Raw genomic sequence first — 23,828 nt, forward strand, 5'->3', positions numbered from 1 at the left:
GCTGCTCCATTTTTCTCTATTAATTATAAAGCAAGAAAGAAAGCTCAGGTGAAAAAAGGATGCACTGGAAAGAAATTCTTCCGTCAAACAGATATATTGCATATATGTCTTATAACTGGAATACTTCAGACCATGAAGTATTAACGCTTCTATATCAGCCTTTAATCGGTTCGCTGGCATACAGCCTCTATATGACTCTGTCTCTTGATGCCCAAAGGCAGCCCTCTAAAAAGGCTGAAAGGACTCATAAAACACTCATGACATATACCGGCCAGCACCTTGACCATATTTTCTCAGAAAGAAAAAAACTTGAGGCGATTGGGCTTTTGTCTGTTTACAGGGAAAAAATAGAAGATGAATTTGTATATTACTATCATCTTCACCCTCCAATGGATGCTTCAGGATTTTTTAATGATGATTTATTAAGTGTGTTTTTATATAACAAGCTGGGGAGCAAAGAGCAGTACCGGGAGCTGCGTCAATACTTTTCTGTTGAAGAGGTCAATACAGGAGATCTGGAAAATATAACACAGGGTTTTAATCAGGTTTTTACTTCCATTCATCCATCGGAAATGAGGAGCACGACTCCCGACATGCTGGAAACGTTATCGTCTTCTTCTCCTTTGGCAGGTCGGAAAGCTTCGGATTCCCACTATAAATTTGCAGAAGATGACTTTGATTTCCAGCAGTTTATGTCGTATTTACCTTCATTTATTCCAAAGGCGGAAATAGAGAACATGAAAAACCAGCGGTTAATTTACCAGCTCGCTTTCATGTACAAACTTAAGCCTGAAGAAATGGCGCATTTAATTCAGGATGCGATGCTTCATTCTGAGAAACTGGATGCGGACCAGCTTAGAATCCAGGCCAAACGGCGTTACAGGATGAATGAACAGGATGAACCACCGAGACTGGGACTGCGAATACAGCCGGAAGAACTCAAAAGCCAGGCAGGCCCCCCTCAGACACAAGAAGATAAAACCATTCAATATTTCGAGACTACCGCACCCATCGAATACTTGGAAGAGCTTAGCGACGGTGCAAGAGTTTATGAAGGAGATATCGATATCATTGAACGGCTTATATTTGAATATAGACTTTCACCAGGGGTAGTGAATGTTCTGCTCGATTATATCTTTATGGTTAATGATAAGAAATTATCCAAAGCGTTAGCTTTTAAAATTGCGGGACACTGGAAACGCAAAAAAATTAAAACTGTTAAAGAGGCAATGAGTTTAGCAAAAAAAGAAAACCAGAAACGGCAGACCTTCCAGGAAAAAGGGGACAGGCCCTCCTATCAAAAAAAGAGCAGCTCTTCAGCTCAAGTCCGGAAAGAACCTTTGCCTAAGTGGATGACGGATAATAACTGGAAGAAAGAAGAAGCAAGTGAACAGGAGCTTGAAAAAGCAAAGAAAGAAGCTGCCAAGTACAGGGAAATGTTAAGGAAAAAGAAGCAGCAAAAGGAGGAGTCGTAAATGGATTCCATCAAACAGTCGTTTCGCCAATTTTCAAATGAACGGTTTGAACAGCGATTCGCAGAGATAAAACGTGAAGTACTGGATGACAGGCATGTAAGGTCATTTTTAAACTCGAACCCGGGACTTACGAAAGAACAGACGGAAAATGGAATTAATGAATTATACCAGTATAAAGAACAGTGGAAAAACTGTGATTATTGTCCGGGGCTGGACGAATGCCCTAACCTGATGAGCGGTTATCAGCCTGTGCCAGCTCTCTACAGGGGCGAAATTCAACTGGAATATAAACCATGTCTGTTAAAGAAAAAAGAAGATGAGAGAAGAAGGCAAGCTTCCTTCGTTCAAAGTTTGTATATCCCTAAAGAAATGACAGAGGTGACGTTCGACGATTTTCATGAAGACAACCCGTCAAGAATTGAAGCGTGCACGAAGGCTATGGCTTTTTGCGCTGATGTCAATCCCGGTGAAGATGGGCAGGGCCTTTATATTCACGGGCCCTTCGGAGTAGGGAAATCATTTCTGGTAGGTGCAATCGCCAACTATTTAGCAGAAGCTGAAACCTCTACAATGATTGTTTACGCTCCGGATTTCTTCAGGGAACTGAAAAATGGCATCTCAGACGGTTCTTATCAGGATAAGCTTAACTTAGTCAAGCAGGCTCAAGTGTTAATTCTGGATGATATCGGAGCTGAAACAATGTCAAACTGGGTCAGAGATGATATATTAGGAGCTTTACTTCAATTTCGGATGATGGAAAAACTGCCGACAATTTTCACTTCGAATTTTAATTTAGATGAGCTTGAAATTCACCTGTCTTCTACTCAACGAGGAGGAGTAGAGAGAGTGGATCAGTTAAAAGCAAAGCGTATACTTGAAAGAATACGCCATTTGAATAAAGTAATAGACATGAAGGGTGAAAATAAACGGGAGAAATAAGAATATATTCAGTTAAAGGATATATTAAACGAAAATGATAAAAATGTGTTACCATATAGGGAGAAAGTTAGCATTTGGGAATGGGGGAAAACACCAATGAGTATTGATCATATTCTTGAACGGGCAAGAAACGGCGAACGAATCTCAGTGGACGATGCAATAGAACTTTATAAAAGCGACGAAGTAGAAAAAATGGGTGAAGTTGCTAATGAAATGATGAAAAAATGGCATCCTGAACCGGAAACTACGTTTGTTATCGGCAGAAATGTGAACTATACAAACTTATGTGATACATACTGCCGCTTTTGCGCTTTTTACCGTCCTCCTAACGCAAAAGACGGATATGTTCTTGATAATGAAGAAATATTTAAAAAGATCCAGGAAACAATTGATGTAAACGGCACAGAAATTTTAATGCAGGGAGGGACGAACCCAAATCTCCCTTTCAGCTATTATACGGATCTTCTTAAGGAGATTAAAAAGCGTTTCAATATTACGATGCATTCTTTCTCACCTGCTGAAATTTATAAAATGGTTGAAGTGTCCGGTCTGTCTTTAGATGAAGTTCTGGCTCAGCTGCATGAAGCAGGGCTTGATTCTGTCCCTGGGGGCGGCGCTGAGATTTTGGATAATCGCACCCGGAGACGGATCAGCCGCCTGAAAGGTACCTGGGAGGAATGGATTGACTGCATGAAAGCGGTCAGGAAAGCAGGGATGCACGGCACGGCGACAATGGTTATCGGCTTTGGGGAAACTTACGAAGAACGGGCGCTTCATTTACAGCGTGTCCGGGATGCTCAGGATGATGCAGAGTGTTTTCTCGCCTTTATTTCATGGACATTCCAGCCGGAAAATACGAACATGAAAGGTGAAAAAGTGACTCCTAGAGACTACTTGAAAAACCTGGCTATCTCCCGTATTTTCCTTGATAATATCGCAAATTTCCAGTCATCGTGGGTGACGATGGGGCCTGAAACAGGGAAGACTTCTCTTTCCTACGGATGCAATGATTTCGGAAGCACGATGATGGAAGAAAATGTGGTTTCAGCAGCCGGGGCGACATATAAAGTTGATACTAATCTAATTATCCGCTTGATTCGTGAAGCAGGCAAAACTCCTGTCCAGCGTGATACTAAGTATAATCATCTTCGTGTCTTTAAAGACGGCGAAGTAGCTGAAAATGACTTTGTGATGCAAAATTAATATAATTTCCATCCATGCCTCTCGTAAAGAGGCATGGATTTTTTTACTTTGTGAAACTTCAAATCATATTTAACCAGCCTTTCCATATATATGTACTAGTGTGAAGAGTTGAAATTCAGCTGGGTAAAAGCCGCTTAGACCCTCAACTCGAAATGGACGATTGGGAGGGGCTGCTGTTGTTAACTATTGATTATAAGGATTCACGAATAGGTGAGGCCTTTTACAAGCAAATGAATGAATCTTTATTAACGCTGCTGAAACATGATTATGGCAAGGTAGCAGTTGATCTTAAAAAGAAAGACAACAGAACAATTTTATTAATGGATGGGCTGGAATCTTTATCTTCAGATCAGAAACAGGGTATTATTAGTGTTTTCACGAACGTGACAGTAGCAAATTATTTCACTAAATGGATGAGAGAGTGGCTTCAGGAAGCTTTTTATTATGAAGATGAAACAGAGATACAGGCGATAATTCAGACTGCTAAAAATATATCTCTGCCTTCGCCAATGGAGAAACAAAGGTATTATTCATTTGATTTTTTAGGGTGGCAGCGCGAAATTTATTATAAACTTGCGCCGTTTGTTGAGAACCATGTGTCTTTCTCGTTTGATTCTTTTCTATATTTCCGTTTAAAACCTGTCAGGGAAAAACTCCTTTATTTAGCCGAAGATGCTATTGATGAGTACAAAATGGAACTTGATTACCAGCTGATGCTTAACCGGTGCAGGGATCTGCTGAGAAAACAGGCTCCCCGTGTAAGTGTGGTCTACGTTTATTTGAAAGATAAGATAGAATTTATGGATGAAAAAAGAAAAAAAATTTCAATTAAGCAGATTTATCAATGGCTTGAAACAGTCACAACTTTTGAAAGGTCTCTCCCTGTTCATGAGAGAATTATCGGCCCGCTTGTAAGCATGGCACCTGAAAAAATAGTTGTTGATTCTGCAAACTGTGATGATGATTTATACCATACGCTCAAAAATATATTTGAAGAACGAATCGTGCTGGCTGATTTGCAGAATAATTGGCAGGCCAGTGCGCCGATAAAAAACTCTTCTTCTTTTCCGTCTTGATTTTATTAAAAGACATGCTTATAATACTATCCATAAGCAAGTTAACATCAAGGCTATGAAGAGGACAAAAATGATGCCCGCCTGCCGCACCAGAGAGGGAAACCGTGGCTGGAAGTTTCCTGTGAGCAATGCATGATTTACCACCTCAGAGCTTCAATGTGGAACGGAATTTTTTCTGAGTATACATTGACGGTCTCCCCGTTACGGAAACAAATGAAGCTGGATGGCTTTAAGCATTCAGAAAATAGGGTGGAACCACGGTCTCACACTCGTCCCTTGATTGAGGGACGGGTGTTTTTTATTGTTCTTTAAGAAAGTTTAAGGTGAAAGAAATTCTGAGGCTTCCGTGAGCAACTGCGGAAAGTGACGTTTTTCTCAATTCTATTCATTCTGTTTCTCAGAACTTAAAATAATAAAGGAGTGTTAACTGATGGCAGAATTAAAAGAAAAGGTGACCCTTACTTTTCCTGATGGAGCCAAAAAGGAATTTGATGAAGGAGTCACTACAGAGGAAATAGCTGCCTCTATTTCCCCGGGATTAAAAAAGAATGCCCTTGCAGGCAAATTGAATGGAGAGCCTGTCGATTTCAGGCAGCCTATTACTAAAGACGGGCAGATTGAAATCATTACTTACAATTCAGATGAAGGCCTGGACATTTTAAGGCACAGTACAGCCCACCTAATGGCACAGGCGGTTAAACGCCTTTACGGAAATGTGAAGTTAGGCGTCGGACCTGTCATAGAAGAAGGTTTTTATTATGATATTGATATGGAGGAGACGTTAACCCCTGAAGACCTCCCTAAAATCGAGAAAGAAATGAAACGCATCATCGACGAAAACCTGGAAATAAACCGTGTAGAAGTAACTCGTGAAGAGGCTGTGGCCCGGTATAAGGAAATTGGTGACGAATTAAAACTTGAGCTGCTGGAAGACATTCCCGAAGGCGAAACAATCAGCGTATATGAACAAGGTGAATTTTTTGACCTTTGCCGGGGTGTCCACGTGCCCTCTACCAGCAAGCTGAAGAAATTTAAGCTGATGCAGATTAATGGAGCCTACTGGCGCGGTGACAGTAATAATAAGATGCTGCAGCGAATTTACGGCACGGCTTTTCCTAAGCAGTCGCAAGTAGACGATTATTTAAAACTGCTTGAAGAACGAAAAGAGCGGGATCACCGGAAACTGGGTAAAGAACTCGGTATCTTTACAGTTAACCAGAAAGTCGGGCAGGGGCTGCCGCTTTGGCTGCCAAAAGGAGCTACTATACGCAGGACGATCGAACGTTATATTGTAGATATTGAAGAACGTCTCGGTTACGACCACGTGTATACACCGGTACTGGGAAGTGTAGATCTGTATAAAACATCCGGACACTGGGACCATTATCAGGAAGATATGTTTCCTGTACTGGAAATGGATAATGAAGATCTCGTCCTGCGGCCGATGAACTGCCCGCACCATATGATGATTTATAAAAATCAGAAACACAGCTACCGAAACTTGCCGCTGCGAATAGCGGAACTCGGAACTATGCATCGCCATGAAATGTCAGGAGCACTTGCCGGCCTCCAGCGGGTGCGTGCAATGACATTAAATGACGCCCATATTTTCTGCCGTCCAGACCAGCTTAAAGCAGAATTTATTCGGGTGGTTGAATTAATCCAGGCAGTGTATAAAGACTTTGGAATAAATGATTATTATTTCCGTCTTTCTTACCGTGACCCCGAAGATAAAGAGAAGTATGTGGATAATGATGAAATGTGGGTAAAAGCCCAGGACATGCTCAAGGAAGCAGTCGATGAGATGGGAGTAGACTATATTGAAGCTGAAGGAGAGGCAGCATTTTACGGACCTAAGCTTGATGTTCAGGTTAAAACAGCTCTGGGTAAAGATGAAACGTTATCTACTGTTCAGCTGGATTTCCACCTCCCTAACCGCTTTGATCTCACTTATACAGGGGAAGACGGAAAAGACCACCGGCCTGTAGTTATTCACCGGGGCGTCGTCTCCACGATGGAGCGTTTTGTCGCTTTTCTAATTGAAGAATATAAAGGTGCTTTTCCTACATGGCTTGCCCCTGTTCAGGTACAAGCTATTCCGGTAAGTGATGTGCATATGGATTACGTAAGAAAAGTGGAAGACGAGTTAAAGAAAGAAGGTATTCGTGTCCACGTAGATGTTCGGGATGAAAAGCTCGGCTATAAAATCCGGGAGGCCCAAATGCAGAAGATTCCTTACCTTCTCGTCCTCGGGGACAAAGAAATTGAGGCTGAAGCTGTTAACGTCCGCCGCTACGGCCAGAAAGAAACAGAAGAAGTCGGTCTCGCACAGTTTGTTAAGCAGATTAAAGAAGAAATAACCAGTTACAGCCAGGGATAAAATATTAAGCGAAAGCTTTCTTAGGTTCTTTAAGAAGAGCAGGGGCTTTTCTTCAGTAAATCAGCCAAGTTAAATAAAATTTTAAGGTGAAACCACATCATTGTTTGACATGGCTCATCCCCTGTGGTACATTATTCAAGTGAACAAAATACAGGAAACAAAGCAAGAAGAAGCGCCCGCTTCTCACCTGATTGGCAATTGGGCTGGCAGGTTACGAATTATTTTCGGAGACATATGTCGAAGTGTGGGCGCATTAAGCACCCACACTTTTTTGTATTATCTTTTTGTTTCATTAACCCAAATGAAACACGTAAGAGGAATATCTTGCTTTGATCCGCAATTATTATGGAGGTGGCTCAATATTAGTAAGGATATGTTCGTTAACGAAAACATTCGCGCCCGCGAAGTAAGGCTGATTGGCGCTAATGGAGATCAAATTGGTGTTAAGTCAAAACAGGAAGCTCTTGATATGGCAAAAAATGCAGAGTTGGATTTAGTGATGGTTGCACCAAATGCGAAACCGCCCGTCTGCCGGATTATGGATTACGGGAAATATCGTTTCGAGCAACAAAAGAAAGAAAAAGAGGCTCGTAAAAAGCAGAAAATTATCAATGTAAAAGAAGTGCGCTTAAGTCCGAATATTGAAGAACATGATTTCAATACGAAGCTTCGTAATGCCCGTAAATTCCTGACAAAGGGAGATAAAGTGAAAGCAGCAATCCGTTTCCGCGGCCGTGCGATCACTCACTCTGAACTTGGGCGGGATGTGCTCATGAAATTGGCAAAAGAGTGCGAAGATATCTCAACAATTGAAGCAAAGCCGAAGATGGAAGGGCGCAGCATGTTCCTTGTACTCGCCCCGACGGCTGAAAAGTAGACCGTTTGACCGCTGATCTCGTTTGATTGGCAGCAAGACAACAACCGACCGTAAATTCACCCGACAACAACAACGATTACCCGGACAGGAGGAATTTAGAATGCCTAAAATGAAAACCCACAGTGGGGCATCCAAACGTTTTAAAAAGACTGGTACTGGTAAATTGAAGCGCGGACATGCGTTTACAAGCCACTTGGCTGCTAACAAATCCCAGAAACAAAAGCGTAAGCTTCGTAAATCAGGGATCGTCAGCAAAGGTGACCAGAAGCGTATCGGAGAAATGGTTAAATAACACTGAAATTTAAACTACGTAGATTTTACTTATAAAGGAGGGATTACGATGGCTAGAGTAAAAGGCGGATATGTTGCCCGTCGTCGTCGTAAAAAAGTTTTAAAACTTGCTAAAGGTTATGTAGGATCCAAGCATAGATTATTTAAGACAGCGCAAGGACAGGTGATGAAATCATTTCAGTACGCTTACCGCGATCGACGTCAGAAAAAACGTGATTTCCGTAAGCTTTGGATTGCCCGTATTAATGCAGCGGCAAGACTGAATGGTCTTTCATACAACCGTTTCATGCACGGCCTTAAGCAATCAGGAATTGACATGAACCGTAAGATGCTTGCTGATTTAGCTGTAAACGATGAAAGAGGTTTCGCAGACCTTGCAGAAAAAGCAAAAGCAGGCTTGAAGTAATTTAAATTAACTTTTCTAAAGGGTGGCGCATAAGATTGTTTAATCAATCTTTTGCCGCCCTTTTCTTTTGCATCGGGATATTAAGAAGGGGCCGGTCTTATGCCGTATAATATATTAACAGGACTAATCATCTTTTTTATTCTCACTAACATTACAGGAATTATAATGATGGTTTCAGATAAAAGGAGAGCAGGAAAAGGGGCATGGCGTATTTCCGAAAATACTCTTTTATTTGCCGCCTTCTCCGGAGGGGCTCTTGGCATGCTGATCATTTCAAAAATGATCAGGCACAAAACAAGAAAACTTAAATTTAAAATAGGGCTGCCGGCAATCTTTGTGTTACAATTAATTATCTTTACAGCTCTTTATATCCTGTTGGATTGAAAATATATAAAGCATGTGTATTTCTGTATGGACATACACATAAATTGAGAGGAGGATGACTGCAGCATGGAAGACTTCATAGAAGCGATTCCTCACCTGATAAAAGAAGCAGGGTGGCTTGGTCCTGTTCTGTTTATCCTGGTCCATTTAATCAGGCCGCTGTTATTCCTTCCCGTTATTGTTATTTGCATATTGGGAGGTTACTTATTCGGTTTCGTTTACGGCACCCTCTATTCTGTTGCCGGTCTCTCATTAATGAGTTTAGTATTTTACAAACTTGTTGATATATTTCCTTCTATAAGGGCCCGTATTTTAAGACTGAAAAAGAAAGTGTTTAAAGACCGCAATTTTACAATCGGGCAAGTTATGATTTTGCGAATGATGCCTTTTATTCACTTTCATTTGTTATCATTATATTTAATGGAAATGACTTCAACCTTTAAGGAATATATGCGTTATTCCGTAATAGGTGTTATTTTACCGTCTATGCTCTATACAGCATTCGGCCAGGCAATTACTGAAATGCCATGGTATTTATCCATTATCTTTTTTTCCATTCTGGCAGGTGTCTTCTCTTATTTAGGTAAAAGAGGCACGGCAGTTTATAAGTGGAACAGGTTTTTTTCACACAAAGCAGTAGAGAGAGGATAACGGCCTTTAAGACAGGAACAAAAAAATAGCCAGCACAAAGAAATCCGAAGAACTATCATTAAGATAATTCTTCGGATTTTAGCTTTGTACTCGGGTCGTCTAATCAAAAAAAACGCAAAGCACTGAACGGCTTCGCGTAAAAGCAGTTATTTACATGTCCTCCTTGCACCTTTTACTTTCCCTGGCGCTCCAGCCGTTTCAGTAAATCATTAATGGGACTTCTCCATTCAATTTCTGCTTTTGGATAACGCAGAAGCAGTTCTTTTTCAATAAATTTAAAATCCCGGCCGCTTAAACCCTGGAGCTGATCGATATCTTCTGTTCTGACAATAATAGAAGTGACTTCGAAAGAGTCATCTGTGGCCCCAAGAAATTTTTCCCCTTCGAACATGGCGCTTCCAAAAGTGAAAAATACATTTTTGCGTACGTTATCCGGCTCGTCTAATAAATAAAAACGGCCATCCCGGTAAGCCTTTTCCAGCTTACGGCGCGGATCAAATAAATACTTAATAACACTGAAGATTATAATTCCTACAGCTATGAGGAGGAATATTCGAAATAGGATCACGGTAATCATGATCATCTCTCCTTCAAAGGGTCTTTTTAATAAGATTCCCTGATTATTTATAAATAAAAACGAGATATGAAACCTGTCTTGTTATATGCTACGATTGGAAAAGGCACAAGGTTTCATAAATTATAAAATATTAGTTGGTAAACAAAACTTTTTACCATTAAAGTATAGTTAATCTTTACAGAAGAAACAAGAAGAAGGTGTATGAGAATGGATTTTACAGAATTATTTATGATGCAGAAGAAATTAGACCGTTATATTGAGACAAAAAACGGCCTGGAAAGTGAACCTTTGCTTGAAAGAAAACTTATGGCATTTCAGGTAGAGCTTGCAGAGCTGGCAAATGAAACAAGGAGTTTTAAGTTTTGGAGCGGAAAAGGCCCGTCAGAAGATGAGATTATTTTAGAGGAATATGTGGATGGCATTCATTTTCTTTTGTCGGTTGGAATAGAATATGGGTTTGATAACGAACTTAGCATCCATTACCCCGTCTTGAATAAGGCTTCAGAAAACTGTCTTGTAAAAAGTTTTTTTACGGTAATGGAAGACTTGCTTACCCTCAGAAAAGAAGAGACAAAGGAAGCCTATAAAAAACTGTTTTCAAATTATTTAAAAATTGGAGCAGAGCTTGGTTTTGGGCCGGAGGATATTGTTCGTTCCTATGAACAGAAAAATGAAGTAAACCGGCACAGGCAGGATGAAGGGTACTGACTAAAAGTATTTCGTTTTACGAAAAAATTGAGAAAACGTTTTTTTATCGTTATAATAGATAAGTACATAATTTTTTGAAAATAAAGGGAGGCATTATTAATGGAAGAAATGTTAAAGATGCTGAAAGATTTAACAGATGCTAATGGGATACCTGGAAATGAAAGAGAACCGCGTGAAGTAATGAAAAATTACATAGCACCCTTTGCCGAAAGTGTGGAGACAGACCACTTAGGGAGTTTGATAGCTAAAAAAACGGGCACCGTTCAGGATGGACCAAAAATTATGGTGGCAGGGCATCTTGATGAAATCGGCTTTATGGTCACACATATCGATGACCGGGGTTTTATTAAATTCCAGCCTGTAGGCGGCTGGTGGGAGCAGGTAATGCTTGCACAGCGTGTAACAGTGATGACCCGCAAAGGGAACATTCCAGGGGTGATCGGTTCTAAACCGCCGCATATATTACCTCCTGAAGCCCGAAAAAAATCCGTAGACAAAAAAGAGATGTTTATTGACATCGGGGCATCGAGTAAAGAGGAAGCAGAAGAGTTTGGTGTACGCCCGGGAGACTCTGTCGTTCCGGTTTGTGAGTTTACTGTAATGAAAAATGAAAAAATGCTTATGGCAAAAGCCTGGGACAACCGGATTGGGTGTGCGATTGCTATTGAGGTACTTCGCCGGTTAAAAGATGAAGATCATCCAAATACCGTGTATGGTGTAGGAACAGTGCAGGAAGAAGTAGGCCTGCGCGGAGCCCGTACATCTGCCCACTATATTCAGCCGGATATCGGTTTTGGAGTAGACGTTGGGATCGCTGGAGATACACCAGGTGTGACTGAAAAAGACGCACTTGCTAAGATGGGGAAAGGGCCTCAGATCATTATGTATGATGCGTCCATGGTTTCCCATAAAGGCCTCCGCGATTTCGTTACTGATACGGCGGATGAAAAAGAGATTCCATACCAGTTCGATTCAGTTCCTGGAGGCGGAACGGATTCAGGCGCGATTCACTTAACAGCAAATGGAGTGCCGGCCTTATCTATTACAATTGCAACCCGGTACATCCACACTCATGCAGCTATTCTTCATCGCGATGATTTTGAGAACGCAGTGCAGCTGATCGTTGAGGTTATTAAGAAAATGGACCGGAAGACGGTTGATCAGATTACATTTGAATAAATACCTGGAAGGCGCTGAATGATGAATGCGGCTGTCAGATTACCGATTCCCCTGTTTTACAAACAGGGGTTTTTCTTGTGGCGATGAAGGGGTATGCCTCATGTATACTTAAGAATTATGCTTATTTGTTGACGATGGTCGTATGAAGTTATTATACTTCACTAAGTGTTTTTACCATTTTTACTATTTAAAGTTTGGGGTGTATATATGCAATCTAGAATTTTTCGTCTTACGATTATTTTTATTTCCTCAATTGTAGTCGCTTTTGCGTTTAACTTTTTCCTTCTTCCCCACGAAGTACTTACCGGTGGGGTAACAGGGCTTGCGATGGTATTTGGCCTTATGACTCCGGTCAATACCGGTTACTGGATTGTCCTGTTAAATATTCCGATCTTAATTTTAGGTTGGATGAAACTGGGGAAAGAGTTCATCGGAAACAGTGTCTTTTCTGTGGTGGTAACGTCTATTGCTTTAATTTATATTCCAATAATTGAAGTTACACAGGATGCCTTGCTATCTGCTGTATTCGGCGGCGTTATTGCCGGGGCGGCTATCGGGGTCATCATCCGCTTTTACAGTTCCACCGGAGGATTTGATGTAGTCAGTCTTGTCCTGATAAAAAAATGGGACGTGCCTTTAGGAGGGCTTATTTTTGCCCTTAACAGTATTGTCGTTTTTATTTCAGGTTTTTTCTTCGCCTGGGAACTCGCGCTCTATACGATGCTTTCTATTTATATAACAGGGTTAGTTATTGACCGGGTGCACACCCGCCACATTAAACTAAGCTTAATGGTAGTGACAAGCAAAGGAGATGAGCTTAAAAAAGAACTCCTTGCGAATTTAGTCCGGGGGATTACGGTTATTGAAGGACAGGGAGCGTATTCCGGAGAAAGAAAGAAAGTCCTTTACACAGTCATTACCCGTTATGAACTGGCAATTATCAGGCCGATATTAAAAGAGATTGATCCGCAGGCGTTTGTCAGTGTCAGTGAAAGCATGGAAGTTATGGGAAACTTCAGGAGGGACTGAAGTTTCCTATTTCCCTGCTGTCCGTTTCATTTTTTTTACAGCCTTCCGGTATGCACGAACCTCATCTTTTGCAGGCAGCTTTTCTCCGTATCTCACATCATTATAGATACTAAGCACTTTTCCCTTTACCTCCTCAGTTTCAGGCAGGCTGTTAAACCATTCCTCTGCCGTCTCAGAAGACTTTCTTGGGTAACCTGCTTTTGCGTATATTTTTTGTAAGGTTAAAAACAGTTTTCTTACTTCATGGGCCGGTTTTCCACTCCGCTTACGTGACCGACTCAACAGTGAGCGTCTTTCTTTATGTGATAGAACCTCTCCTTCTTTTATTACCTCATTATTCCAGGCATTCTCTTTCTTTTTTCTAATAATTATTATAAGAAGAATTGTAAGGAACACTAAACCGATTAACCAACCAGCTGCAGAATAAAAATCAGCAGAAAAGGTTTGTTCCTGTTCAGATAAATCAAGCGGCTGACTTTGCCCTGTCTCTGACGGCGCTTCTCCAGGCGGAGCCATAGTGATATATTCTGATAAATCCAGAAAATTAATAAGAGGCGATACGATAGTTGCAGCGGCCAGGACAATATAATAAATCCCCACATGAAGAACGTGTAAGACATACGGGTAAATAGCCACCGTTATTGCCGTCAAGCCGCACCCGGCAACAATAACAGCAGAGGATGAGAGAAAAGCCTTCCATTGCTCCTTTGTCTTATTGGCAGAAGCCTTTGCCACCGAAAAAAGCTTAAGCAGTAAAACGAGTAACAGCTGAAAGCTTATAAGCGCGGCTATTTGGTTTGATTGATAAATTAAATAGTAGGGTATTCCAATGAGAAGCGTGCCGATAAATAGTCTGATCTCTGATTCGGTACTTTGTCTAACAACTGAAGTACGCCAAAAAAGTATAATAGCTGTGAGTCCTGAAATAAACAGTGTAAAGCCTGCCATCCAGCCCAGGCCGGCAACTGCGGGGATAGAAGAGCCTGCAGGGAGCAGGAAAAACTTTCTTTTAAGCAGCCATTGATTAAGAAATGTGCCGGTAATAATAAGCCCAAATAAAACGCTGCTTTCATAGCCTTGTAACTGGTGGACAGGAAAAAACAGAAGATATAACAAAAACATTTCCGCAGCATATTTGCCCCACCTATTTGCCTTCATTTCTATTCTCCTTCACTGGTTTTTCAAGAGGGCCAGTATTAAATGGAACGATATGTACTGAAGAACCTTGTTTTTCCAGGTGAGCAATTTGATTTTCCATCGTCTCTGTAACGTACCCAAGCTGGAAAACCACCGGATGATACCGGTATTCTCTTATAAGAAAAGACAGAGGAATTTCAGGATGGATCGTCATGCTGAGCCTGCGGACTCTTGCCAGGATCTCTAAAGCTTTCGATAAATGCTCTCTCCCTTCACCGGCTTTCAGATGCAGTCCGTAGTCTGATCGGGGAGTCGTCTGGTTAAGGATTAATTCAAACGGTGTGTTTTTTTCTGTAGCTTTAAGGCATAAAAAGGCTGCATGACTTAATATATTTTCAATATTTTCATTTACAAAAGAACCTGCGTAATAATCATTTAAATTAGTGACAATTGTCCAATTAGGCTCGTTTTTTTTCTCATACTCTTTTGTAAACCATTCACCGCTCTTTGCACTCAGTTTCCAATGGATCCGGTTAAGCGGGTCTCCATATTCATAAGGTCTGTTGTTTCGAACGAGGGCATCTTCATTAAATGCCAACAAGGCCCGCGCGTGGTTGTCTCCATGAGAGATATCTTGTTCCCGGTAAACAGTCTCTGTTATACGCGGATACACAATCATCTGGCTGGAAAGGCTCTGCTCTGCGTAAAGTTTAATATAATTCAGGTGAAAAAGATCGTATAAAGTAATTTCCAGATGGCTGCACAGCACCGGACCTCGTTTTATACCTTTTAATTCAACCTCGTAAATGAATTGAGAAAACCCCTGTAACTGAAAGGAGATCTCGTTTATTTCCTCCGGAGAAGACCACTTTCCGTCCTGGAGAATTTCAACTGCTTTTTCCGGGTCGTTGACCTTAATTTGGCAGCTGGCTGATAAAACAGGAATGACCCGCTGGTTTTTAAATATTATGGAAAGTTTATTATCGGTGCCTGGGAAAATTCTATGGTCTTTAAATGCAGAACCCCAAACCAGGGTTCGGCATAAATAAGTTAAATATAAGCGGTTCAATAATGCCATCAGCAGAAAAAAAACAGTTAGCGAGGCGATGAAAGAGTCCCGTGTAACTAGCGTAACGACCACCATAAAAAACAAAAGAAAGTAAAAAATAACTTGGACAGAATCCCGGTAAATCACAGCATATACGTGCTTCGAATCATAGGATTGCAAGTTGGCAGAATGAACTTTCACTGAGTTTCAAATCCTTCCTCCACCGGGACGGGTATATCATGAAGCACCTGTTCGATCACACTTATCTTTGTTTTTTTCATAGAGCCTTCAAGTGTTAAAACGAGCCTGTGGGAAAGCACATTTGGAGCGAGCGACTTAATTTCTTCCGGGCTGACAAATGTTTTGCCCCGAATATAAGCCAGAGCCTGGCCTGCTTTCATTAACGCCAGTGTCCCCCGCGGGCTGACACCTGCAGTAACGTCAGGTGACATACGGGTTGCTTCTACCAGCTGCAAAATATAAGTTTCCGTCGGTTCATTGACTGATACTTGTTCAACCTCTTTTTTCATTTTCTTAATCTGATCAATCGTCGAAACTGGTGCGGTAATTTCTTTTTCCCGCTCATGTTTATATGTCTGGATCATTTTTCTTTCTTCCTCAAATGCAGGATATCCCATTTTCACAGTCAGCAGAAAACGGTCAAGCTGGGCTTCGGGGAGAGGGAAGTTACCTTGCCGGTACTCGACAGGGTTTTGAGTAGCCATCACCATAAAAGGCTCTGGCAGCTTGAGTGCAGAACCATCGATAGTCACTTGGTTTTCTTCCATTACTTCAAGCAAACTGGCCTGGGAACGGGGAGTGGCTCTGTTGATTTCATCTGCAAGGAGAATATTAGTCATTACCGGTCCTTCACGAAGCTCGAATTCAGCTGTTTTCTGGTTAAAATAATGAAAGCCTGTGACATCAGTTGGCATAAGGTCAGGCGTAAACTGTATACGCCTGAAAGAGCCGTTTATCAGTCTGCTGAAAGATTTAGCAAGCTTAGTTTTTCCTGTTCCTGGAACATCTTCCAAAAGTACATGCCCGCCGCAAAGCAAAGCGGTTTGGAGCATTTCAGTCACATGTGACTTACCTATAATGACTTCATCAACAGCTTTCCGCATATTTTGTAAAATAGTTGTATTTTCTAGCATAATTGACTCCTTGTGATCAAACTATTCTGAAAATTAATATCCTTATTATAGCATATCTGGAAGCTGACCAATTTTGTGACTTTGAATTCTTAAAATGGAAATAAATTTTATCCAATATTAGAAGAAAAGAAAAGACCTTGAAGTAAAGACTTCAAGGCGGGTGATAGCCGGTTTATTGCAATCCCTTTGAAATACGTTCAGTTATAGACTGTTTTTCTTCCTCGCTTGCTTCTTTCCAGAAGACTTCCATTAATACTCCTAATCCAGGCAGCATTTTTTCTTCTCCGCTTTGAATCGCATCAACGATCGTAGCCTCTACATCTTGTTGGCTGCTTCCTGAGACATTTTGTAAGATAGCCCCGCGCAAATTAAAGTTAGTAGTCATTTTACATTTCTCCTTTTTTAATTTATAGAGAATTAAATCGTTTTGATTTGTTAATTCTGTTATAGTATGGATAAAACCTGTAATGAATATGTAACCTGAAAGTTTCAGGATGCTTTTGTTCCACCCCCCAAGTTCTGAAATGAAAGGAAAGAAGTTTTTATGGAAATTATTGAGTCAGCTCAAAACGCAAAAATTAAAGCATGGAAAAAACTTCATACTAAAAAAGAAAGAGATAAATCAGGTCTTTTCTTGATTGAAGGAAAACATTTAATTGAAGAAGCGTTAAAATCCCAGTTAAGCATAAAGGACTTAGTCATCCAGGAAGGGCGGCAAATGCCTGAAGAGTGGAATGTCAAAGAGCTTACAAAAGTCTATGTCACAGACCGGGTGATGAAAGAATTAACAGAAACGGAAACACCCCAGGGAATTTTAGCAGTCTGTGAACAGCCTGAGAAAGAAAACCTTCCTTTGGATGACGGGAAATACTTATTTATAGATGCTGTACAGGATCCTGGAAATTTAGGGGCGATGATCCGTACAGCTGACGCTGCAGGGATGTCGGGAGTTGTTCTTGGTCAGGGAACAGCCGACCCTTACAATGGGAAAGTGATTCGTTCAACTCAAGGATCACTGTTTCATTTGCCGATTCAAAAAATGAATCTTGAAGAAGCAGTGGAAATCTGTAAAGAAAACAAACTGCCTGTGTTTGGAACCAGCTTAAAAGGCAGTACCTACACAGCTATTCAGCCCCAGAAGAAGTTTGCACTCATTGTCGGTAATGAAGGCAGTGGAGTAAATCCCGAACTGCTTGAACAGACAGACCAGAACTTGTATATTCCTATCTTTGGCGAGGCAGAATCATTAAATGTAGCCATTGCGACAGGAATATTACTGTACCATTTAAGAGAAGATTAAAATTCCGTTTGCGAAATTGCTATAAACCTTATATAATATTCAACATATATGACTTGAAAAGACAGCGATGGAGAGTAGTACGTCGATTTTCATCCCATTTAGGGAGGAAGTGCCGCAGACTGGAAGCACTTCTATGGGACAACGGCCGAATTCACTCCTGAGTCGACACCGGAATAGGGCACTCCCCGAAAAGGTGATCCGGCAGGAAGGCCGTTATCTTCTTAAATGAGTGAATCCGCCAGTTGAATTCCGGCGTATTAACAAGGGTGGTACCGCGAGCCTTCGTCCCTTACCCAAGGGGGGAGGCTCTTTTTGTTTGCCTCAAATATACACTAGTTAGAGGAGGAGAATTATGTTAGACCGTCTACAGGAGCTTCATGATGAAGCCATGAAAAAAGTTGCTGAATCAGAGGACTTAAATGATTTAAAAGAAGTGCGCATTGCCTATTTAGGAAAGAAAGGACCAATTACCGAAGTCATGAAGGGAATGGGCAAACTTTCTGCTGAGGAACGCCCAAAAGTAGGACAGAAAGCGAACGAAGTAAGGGAATCTGTAAAAAGTTATATTGAAGAAAAAGAAAAAGCCTTTGAAGAAGCGGCTATGCTTGAAAAGTTAAAAAAAGAAAGTATCGACGTGACGCTGCCTGGCCGTCCTGTTCCCAAAGGGAGCCGCCATCCGTTAACCTCCGTTGTTGAAACAATTGAAGACGTATTTATCGGTATGGGCTTTAACGTAGCAGAAGGTCCAGAAGTTGAAACAGATTATTATAATTTTGAGTCGCTTAACCTGCCTAAACATCATCCGGCAAGGGATATGCAGGACACTTTTTTCATCACTTCAGACCTTTTGTTAAGAACGCAGACGTCTCCGGTTCAGACACGAACGATGGAAAAACATGAAGGCCAGGGTCCTGTGAAAATCGTTTGTCCAGGGAAAGTGTACAGACGTGATGAAGATGATGCGACCCACTCGCACCAGTTTATGCAAATAGAAGGTCTTGTCGTTGATGAAGGAATCCGTATGAGTGACTTAAAAGGAATTTTTGCTACATTTGTTAAACAATATTTTGGAGAAGAGCGGGACATTCGTCTCCGTCCAAGCTTTTTCCCTTTTACCGAGCCATCGGCCGAACTTGATATTTCCTGTGCAATGTGCGGAGGAAAAGGTTGCCGGACATGTAAACAAACTGGATGGATTGAAGTGCTGGGAGCCGGAATGGTGCACCCGAATGTACTTAAAATGGGCGGATTTGATCCGGACAAATATTCAGGGTTCGCTTTTGGTATGGGGGTAGAACGGTTTGCCATGCTGAAATACGGAATTGACGATATTCGTCATTTCTATACGAATGATAAACGGTTTTTAACCCAGTTTACCCGCGTTTAATAAAACTGAGAGGGATCAAAGCAATCTAAAGGAGGAAATGAAGTGTTAGTTTCATATAAATGGCTGAAAGAATATGTAAACCTGGATGATTTGACACCGGCTGAGGTTGCCGAAAAATTGACAAGGAGCGGGGTAGAAGTAGATGCTGTTCACTCGTTAAGTGATGGTATTACCAACCTTGTTGTCGGTAAAGTTATGAAATGTGAAAAGCATCCCCAAGCTGATAAACTGAATCTATGCCAGGTAGATGTTGGAGAAAGTGATCCAGTTCAGATTGTCTGCGGGGCCAGTAACGTTGGAGAAGGGCAATTTGTAGCTGTAGCAAGAGTTGGCGCACGCCTCCCTGGAGGAATGAAGATCAAACGGGCAAAACTTCGAGGAGAGGTTTCAGAAGGAATGATTTGCTCTTTACAGGAACTGGGATTCGAAGGGAAAGTCGTTCCGAAGAAATATAGTGAAGGTATCTTTAATTTCCCACAGGAAATGACTGCTGGAGAAGATGCAATGGCACCGCTTGGTCTGGATGATACCGTTCTCGAACTGGACTTAACTCCTAACCGTTCCGACTGCTTAAGTATGATTGGGGTAGCTTATGAAGTAGCAGCTATTCTGGGACGGGAGGTTAACGTTCCAGAGCCTGCCATTGTAGCCTCTAAAGAAAAAGCGAGCGATTATATTTCAGTTAAAGTCGAGGCTTCCGGGGATAACCCTTATTATGGGGCAAATGTTATAAGAGGACTTCAAATAAGTGAATCACCCCTTTGGCTGCAGACTGCGCTGATGGCAGCAGGAGTAAGGCCTGTTAATAACGTGGTGGACGTCACTAATTATGTCCTTCTCGAGTACGGGCAGCCCCTCCATGCTTTTGACCTGGACAGGTTTGGGTCTGAGGAAGTTGTAGTCAGACGGGCGGCTGACGGAGAAAAAATTGTAACCCTTGATGATATAGAAAGAACATTGTCAGGCGACCACCTTGTGATTACAAATGGAAATGACCCTGTAGCTCTTGCTGGGGTGATGGGAGGAGCGACTTCTGAAGTTGAGACTGAGTCAGTAAATATTTTACTGGAGGCCGCTTATTTCAGCCCTGCTTCTGTCAGAAAAGCTTCCCGTGACCTGGGATTGCGCAGTGACTCAAGTGTACGCTTCGAAAAAGGTGTGGATCCTAACAGCGTAGCCGAAGCAGGAGCAAGGGCAGCTTCACTGATTCAACAGCTTTCCGGGGGAGAAATCCTTGAAGGACCAGTTGAATTTGATGAGTTAAATAAGAATGAAAAAGAAGTAAGGATTAGTTTAAATAAAATTAACAGTGTCCTTGGCACGCATATGACTGCCGAAGAAGTATCTCAAATTTTTGATCAGCTTCAGTTTGGGATTGATGAGAAGGACGGCGAGTTTTCTGTGACAGTTCCTACAAGACGCCAGGATATCTCTATTGAAGCAGACCTTGTTGAAGAGGCAGCACGCCTTTACGGTTATGATAATATTCCGGTAACTTTGCCTAACACCCCTTCTACCCCGGGAGGCCTTACAGCTGAACAGCTGAAAAAAAGAAAAGCCCGCCGGTTTCTTGAAGGAGCAGGCATGCTTGAAGCGGTAAACTATTCATTAACAACAGCAGATAAAGAAGCGTATTTTAAAGAAGAGTCTAAAAGCCGTGTAAAAGTTGCCTTACCTATGAGTGAAGAAAGAAGCGCTTTACGGACAACACTGATTCCTCACTTGCTGGATGATTTGAGCTATAATAAAAACCGAAACATTTATAATGTGCATCTTTATGAAATGGGGACTGTCTTCCATACAGAGGAAGAGACAGTAACCGTCCAGCCTGATGAAAAAACATTTTTGGCCGGTGCGCTGATGGGATTATGGCAGGAACACAGCTGGCAAGGTGAGAAAAAACCTGCAGACTTTTTCGTATTAAAAGGAATTGTAGAGGGGCTTTTGAAAGAATTAAATATTACTGGTGAAATCCGTTTCGTACAGTCAGAAAAAAAAGGCCTTCACCCTGGCCGAACTGCCTCCCTTTATATTGACGGAACTGAAGCCGGTGTTCTCGGCCAGCTTCACCCTGCCGCAGCGAAAGAGTGGTCGCTTCCTGAAACATATGTTTTTGAACTGGATCTCAGTATTCTTATGAGCTTCCCGGCAGAAGCTGTCCGTTATGAAGCGATCCCGCGCTATCCTGGGATGGACAGGGATATAGCTCTGGTAGTAGATGAAGATATAAAAGCAGAAGAACTGGAAAAAGTAATTGTGGCCCATGGAGGCAGCCTTTTAAGTACAGTGTCTGTTTTTGACTTATATCAAGGGGAAAACCTTGAAGCTGGGAAAAAGTCTCTCGCATTTTCTCTTCGGTACCAGAACCGTGAAAAAACGTTGACAGAGGAAGAAATAACTGAAGTCCATACAAAAGTCCTTCAAGCTTTAGAAGAAAAACTTGGCGCCAAACTGCGTGCCTGATCCTTAAGAGCGGGGATAAAATTTGTTACCTTAAAATAATAGGACCCTTAAAGAGATCCGGACAAAATAAGCATATTTTGTCCGGATGTTCTTTTTGGTATAAGCAGTGATTTCAGTCTGCCAGGCGCACGTTTTTTAAAGAGCTTGTCTTTAACTAATTTAAAATTCATGCTATTGGACGGTTGCAACGCTCACTCATTTTTACGACAATAAAGAGAGACCCAGATTAAGGAAGGAACAGATATATGTTTAAAGTGACGTCTATTGTCAGAATGAAAGAGGAAAAGCCATTAGCGTGGAATGTGATCTTCAAGGTGGATCATTCTGTTATGGAATATGCAACAGATATAGTATATGCGGCTAAAAGAAACATTTGGGTAGCCAATTCTTTTATTACACATGATTTATCTTCCCTCATGGCTTTAAAACAGTGTGCTTTTTGTAAGGAAGATAAAATAGCCTGTGGAGTGTTAAGCAGGGAACATCAGGAAATAATGAATTCAATGGTGACAAATGAAGAGTTTCTGCAGAAGCTTAATTCTATTCTTCCTAACGTTAATGATTTACCTGCGGCAGTGACCATTGAAGCGAGAAAGCCTGTCTGGGATGAAATCCTGTATGAAAACTTTACACATAAGCTTTTATTAAAGAAAAGAGACTGAGAAAAGAAACAGAGGCTAGGACAAACGATAATCATAAAGAGAACCGAACAAAACTTATGATTTTTGTTCGGTTTTTCGCTTCTGTACTTAATATAAAAACAGTGGTTTCAGTGTGGCATTTTCTATGAACGCTTAAATACCCTTTGAGTATTTGAGAAATGCCATTTCGTCACTTTATATAGTGTGTCTTTCCCTTTATTTAATAAGATCTGTTTCGCCGCTTTATCGACGTGAGGGCCTGCTCCTTTAGGAACAGGAGTATTTAATAGCTGTGATATTTTATCCATCTCCTGTAAAAAAGAATACCGTGCAAGAATAGAAGCTGCTGCTACCGCAGGATGAAGCCCTTCAGCTTTAGTTGCAAAGTAAATAGGCTTCTCAGTGGTCCATGCTTTCTTTTTAGCAGCCAGGTATTTAAAGTAACCTTCCGGAGAAACAAACTGGTCTACTAAAACTCCTTCATAGTGGAGGCCCTTTTCTTTGCATTTTACCATCACATTTTCAATAGCCTGGTGATGGAGAAGTGCTTTCATTTGCCCCTGGTTCATACCTTGTTCCTGCATACGATTATATTTTTCATTGTTTAAAACGAGAAGACTGTAGGTGCATTCTTTTAATAAACGAGGGGCAAGCTCCCTGATTGTTTCATCTTTAATCGTTTTTGAGTCGCGCACACCCCAGCTGTCAATCTTGCTCATTTGCTCTTCTGTTAGATGGACGCATACAACAGTTACAGGCCCAAAGTAATCTCCGGTTCCTGTTTCGTCACTTCCTAATACGATTTTTTCTTCAATTTTATCAGGGGGATAATATGAATGATTGTCCACCCGGGCCGAGCCTGGTTTTTTCCCAGAGGTTTTTTTGTTAGCTTTTACTCCTTCTTTACCTTTCCACTTGCCAGCTTCGGAGGAGGCGCCTTTTCCTTGAAAAAGGACTTTCCCAGATTGATAGGCGGTAATATTACAGTGGCCTGTTTTTGCAGCAAAAACCGCACCTTGCGGGGTTTTTTCCTTTAAGGAAGACATATAATGATTCTTTAGAATTGCCAAATCTTTCTTTTGAACATTTAAAACTTCATAACTCATAAACTGAGCCGCCTTTCCTGTATTCTTTATAACAGTTCCTTAAACAGTATAGACAATCTATTAATAATTTTCATCTCAAAGAAGGAAATAACATTTATATTTTCATCCATGATGTGACATGTTATGATATAAATTAGGATTTCTATGACGAACGGGGGCTTATTGGTGGCAGAAGAAGAAAAAAAACGTCGAACAGAAGTGACGATTTATAACCAGCAATATACCATCGTCGGTGAAGAGAGTTCAGAGCAGGTCAGAGCAATTGCTGAACTCATTGATGGGAAAATGAAAGAATTGAAAGAAAATAATCCTTATTTGGATTCTACCAAATTAGCTGTTCTGACAGCAGTAAATATTGGGAATGATTATTTAAATGTTCTAAAAAAAATGGAAGAAGAATAGAAAGATGAGGACTTA

General features: G+C 41.3%; 24 protein-coding genes and 2 other annotated features. Of the genes, 18 read left to right on the forward strand and 6 right to left on the reverse strand.

The features are described from left to right. Positions 1–59: 59 nt before the first annotated feature. From K8O68_RS13235 to K8O68_RS13280, 10 genes are all read left to right on the forward strand, one after another. Positions 60–1,475, forward strand: coding sequence for a replication initiation and membrane attachment family protein (locus K8O68_RS13235; RefSeq protein WP_230897349.1), 1,416 nt, complete (start codon positions 60–62; stop codon positions 1,473–1,475). Beyond that, positions 1,476–2,414 (forward strand): primosomal protein DnaI, encoded by a 939-nt coding sequence (dnaI, locus tag K8O68_RS13240; protein ID WP_230897350.1) that lies wholly within the window; start codon positions 1,476–1,478, stop codon positions 2,412–2,414. It begins immediately after the preceding gene. Between the two features lie 96 nt (positions 2,415–2,510). Beyond that, the gene (mqnC, locus tag K8O68_RS13245) at positions 2,511–3,617 is read left to right on the forward strand and encodes a cyclic dehypoxanthinyl futalosine synthase (protein WP_230897351.1); all 1,107 of its coding nucleotides are present in this window, start codon (positions 2,511–2,513) and stop codon (positions 3,615–3,617) included. A gap of 176 nt (positions 3,618–3,793) precedes the next feature. Beyond that, the gene (locus tag K8O68_RS13250) at positions 3,794–4,693 is read left to right on the forward strand and encodes a putative sporulation protein YtxC (protein ID WP_230897352.1); all 900 of its coding nucleotides are present in this window, start codon (positions 3,794–3,796) and stop codon (positions 4,691–4,693) included. Positions 4,694–4,739: 46 nt separating this feature from the next. Further along, positions 4,740–4,973: a binding site (T-box leader), on the forward strand. A 150-nt stretch (positions 4,974–5,123) separates the two neighbouring features. Then, on the forward strand, positions 5,124–7,073 hold the full coding sequence (thrS, locus tag K8O68_RS13255) for a threonine--tRNA ligase (RefSeq protein WP_230897353.1): 1,950 nt from the start codon (positions 5,124–5,126) through the stop codon (positions 7,071–7,073). A gap of 158 nt (positions 7,074–7,231) precedes the next feature. After that, positions 7,232–7,352 (forward strand) — a sequence feature (ribosomal protein L20 leader region). Between the two features lie 94 nt (positions 7,353–7,446). Then, the gene (gene infC, locus K8O68_RS13260; RefSeq protein WP_230897504.1) at positions 7,447–7,950 is read left to right on the forward strand and encodes a translation initiation factor IF-3; all 504 of its coding nucleotides are present in this window, start codon (positions 7,447–7,449) and stop codon (positions 7,948–7,950) included. Between the two features lie 100 nt (positions 7,951–8,050). Next, the gene (gene rpmI / locus K8O68_RS13265) at positions 8,051–8,242 is read left to right on the forward strand and encodes a 50S ribosomal protein L35 (RefSeq protein WP_093049559.1); all 192 of its coding nucleotides are present in this window, start codon (positions 8,051–8,053) and stop codon (positions 8,240–8,242) included. A 48-nt stretch (positions 8,243–8,290) separates the two neighbouring features. After that, complete coding sequence (gene rplT / locus K8O68_RS13270; protein ID WP_230897354.1) at positions 8,291–8,647, forward strand: 50S ribosomal protein L20; 357 nt, start codon at positions 8,291–8,293, stop codon at positions 8,645–8,647. Positions 8,648–8,746: 99 nt separating this feature from the next. Further along, complete coding sequence (locus tag K8O68_RS13275) at positions 8,747–9,031, forward strand: DUF1294 domain-containing protein (RefSeq protein ID WP_230897355.1); 285 nt, start codon at positions 8,747–8,749, stop codon at positions 9,029–9,031. A 66-nt stretch (positions 9,032–9,097) separates the two neighbouring features. After that, complete coding sequence (locus tag K8O68_RS13280) at positions 9,098–9,682, forward strand: TVP38/TMEM64 family protein (protein WP_230897356.1); 585 nt, start codon at positions 9,098–9,100, stop codon at positions 9,680–9,682. 172 nt (positions 9,683–9,854) lie between these two features. Here the strand turns inward: K8O68_RS13280 and K8O68_RS13285 are convergent, their stop codons facing one another. Then, on the reverse strand, positions 9,855–10,259 hold the full coding sequence (locus tag K8O68_RS13285; RefSeq protein WP_230897357.1) for a sigma-w pathway protein ysdB: 405 nt from the start codon (positions 10,257–10,259) through the stop codon (positions 9,855–9,857). A 207-nt stretch (positions 10,260–10,466) separates the two neighbouring features. Between K8O68_RS13285 and K8O68_RS13290 the strand changes: the two genes are divergently transcribed. From K8O68_RS13290 to K8O68_RS13300, 3 genes are all read left to right on the forward strand, one after another. Further along, positions 10,467–10,967, forward strand: a complete 501-nt coding sequence (locus K8O68_RS13290) for a dUTP diphosphatase (protein ID WP_230897358.1) — start codon at positions 10,467–10,469, stop codon at positions 10,965–10,967. Positions 10,968–11,066: 99 nt separating this feature from the next. Then, positions 11,067–12,146: a M42 family metallopeptidase gene (locus tag K8O68_RS13295; RefSeq protein ID WP_093049570.1), complete on the forward strand. Its 1,080-nt coding sequence runs from the start codon at positions 11,067–11,069 to the stop codon at positions 12,144–12,146. A 207-nt stretch (positions 12,147–12,353) separates the two neighbouring features. Then, positions 12,354–13,175, forward strand: coding sequence for a YitT family protein (locus K8O68_RS13300; RefSeq protein ID WP_230897359.1), 822 nt, complete (start codon positions 12,354–12,356; stop codon positions 13,173–13,175). A gap of 6 nt (positions 13,176–13,181) precedes the next feature. On the opposite strand, the gene K8O68_RS13305 is transcribed toward K8O68_RS13300, so the two are convergent. The 4 genes from K8O68_RS13305 to sspI form a co-directional block, all read right to left on the reverse strand. Next, a complete protein-coding gene (locus tag K8O68_RS13305) occupies positions 13,182–14,333 on the reverse strand; it encodes a hypothetical protein (protein WP_230897360.1) in 1,152 nt (383 codons plus the stop codon). Beyond that, positions 14,320–15,561: a DUF58 domain-containing protein gene (locus K8O68_RS21625; RefSeq protein ID WP_230897361.1), complete on the reverse strand. Its 1,242-nt coding sequence runs from the start codon at positions 15,559–15,561 to the stop codon at positions 14,320–14,322. The genes K8O68_RS13305 and K8O68_RS21625 overlap by 14 nt, the downstream gene beginning before the upstream one ends. After that, entirely contained in the window at positions 15,558–16,496 is a 939-nt protein-coding gene (locus K8O68_RS13315) for an AAA family ATPase (RefSeq protein ID WP_230897505.1), read from the reverse strand. The genes K8O68_RS21625 and K8O68_RS13315 overlap by 4 nt, the downstream gene beginning before the upstream one ends. Positions 16,497–16,686: 190 nt before the next feature. Beyond that, entirely contained in the window at positions 16,687–16,899 is a 213-nt protein-coding gene (gene sspI / locus K8O68_RS13320; protein ID WP_230897362.1) for a small acid-soluble spore protein SspI, read from the reverse strand. Between the two features lie 159 nt (positions 16,900–17,058). On the opposite strand from sspI, the gene K8O68_RS13325 reads away from it, so the two are divergent. The 4 genes from K8O68_RS13325 to K8O68_RS13340 all read left to right on the forward strand — a co-directional run bounded on the left by K8O68_RS13325 (position 17,059) and on the right by K8O68_RS13340 (position 22,326). Then, positions 17,059–17,814: a TrmH family RNA methyltransferase gene (locus K8O68_RS13325; protein ID WP_230897363.1), complete on the forward strand. Its 756-nt coding sequence runs from the start codon at positions 17,059–17,061 to the stop codon at positions 17,812–17,814. A gap of 352 nt (positions 17,815–18,166) precedes the next feature. Further along, positions 18,167–19,201, forward strand: a complete 1,035-nt coding sequence (gene pheS / locus K8O68_RS13330) for a phenylalanine--tRNA ligase subunit alpha (RefSeq protein WP_230897364.1) — start codon at positions 18,167–18,169, stop codon at positions 19,199–19,201. Between the two features lie 42 nt (positions 19,202–19,243). Continuing rightward, positions 19,244–21,664: a phenylalanine--tRNA ligase subunit beta gene (gene pheT / locus K8O68_RS13335; RefSeq protein ID WP_230897365.1), complete on the forward strand. Its 2,421-nt coding sequence runs from the start codon at positions 19,244–19,246 to the stop codon at positions 21,662–21,664. Positions 21,665–21,909: 245 nt separating this feature from the next. Then, positions 21,910–22,326, forward strand: coding sequence for a hypothetical protein (locus K8O68_RS13340; protein WP_230897366.1), 417 nt, complete (start codon positions 21,910–21,912; stop codon positions 22,324–22,326). A 122-nt stretch (positions 22,327–22,448) separates the two neighbouring features. On the opposite strand, the gene rnhC is transcribed toward K8O68_RS13340, so the two are convergent. Then, positions 22,449–23,411: a ribonuclease HIII gene (rnhC, locus tag K8O68_RS13345; protein ID WP_230897367.1), complete on the reverse strand. Its 963-nt coding sequence runs from the start codon at positions 23,409–23,411 to the stop codon at positions 22,449–22,451. Between the two features lie 144 nt (positions 23,412–23,555). Between rnhC and zapA the strand changes: the two genes are divergently transcribed. Then, positions 23,556–23,813: a cell division protein ZapA gene (zapA, locus tag K8O68_RS13350; protein ID WP_230897368.1), complete on the forward strand. Its 258-nt coding sequence runs from the start codon at positions 23,556–23,558 to the stop codon at positions 23,811–23,813. Positions 23,814–23,828: the final 15 nt, after the last annotated feature.

This window comes from Salipaludibacillus sp. CUR1 (assembly GCF_021028955.1).
Lineage (GTDB): Bacteria > Bacillota > Bacilli > Bacillales > Salisediminibacteriaceae > Salipaludibacillus.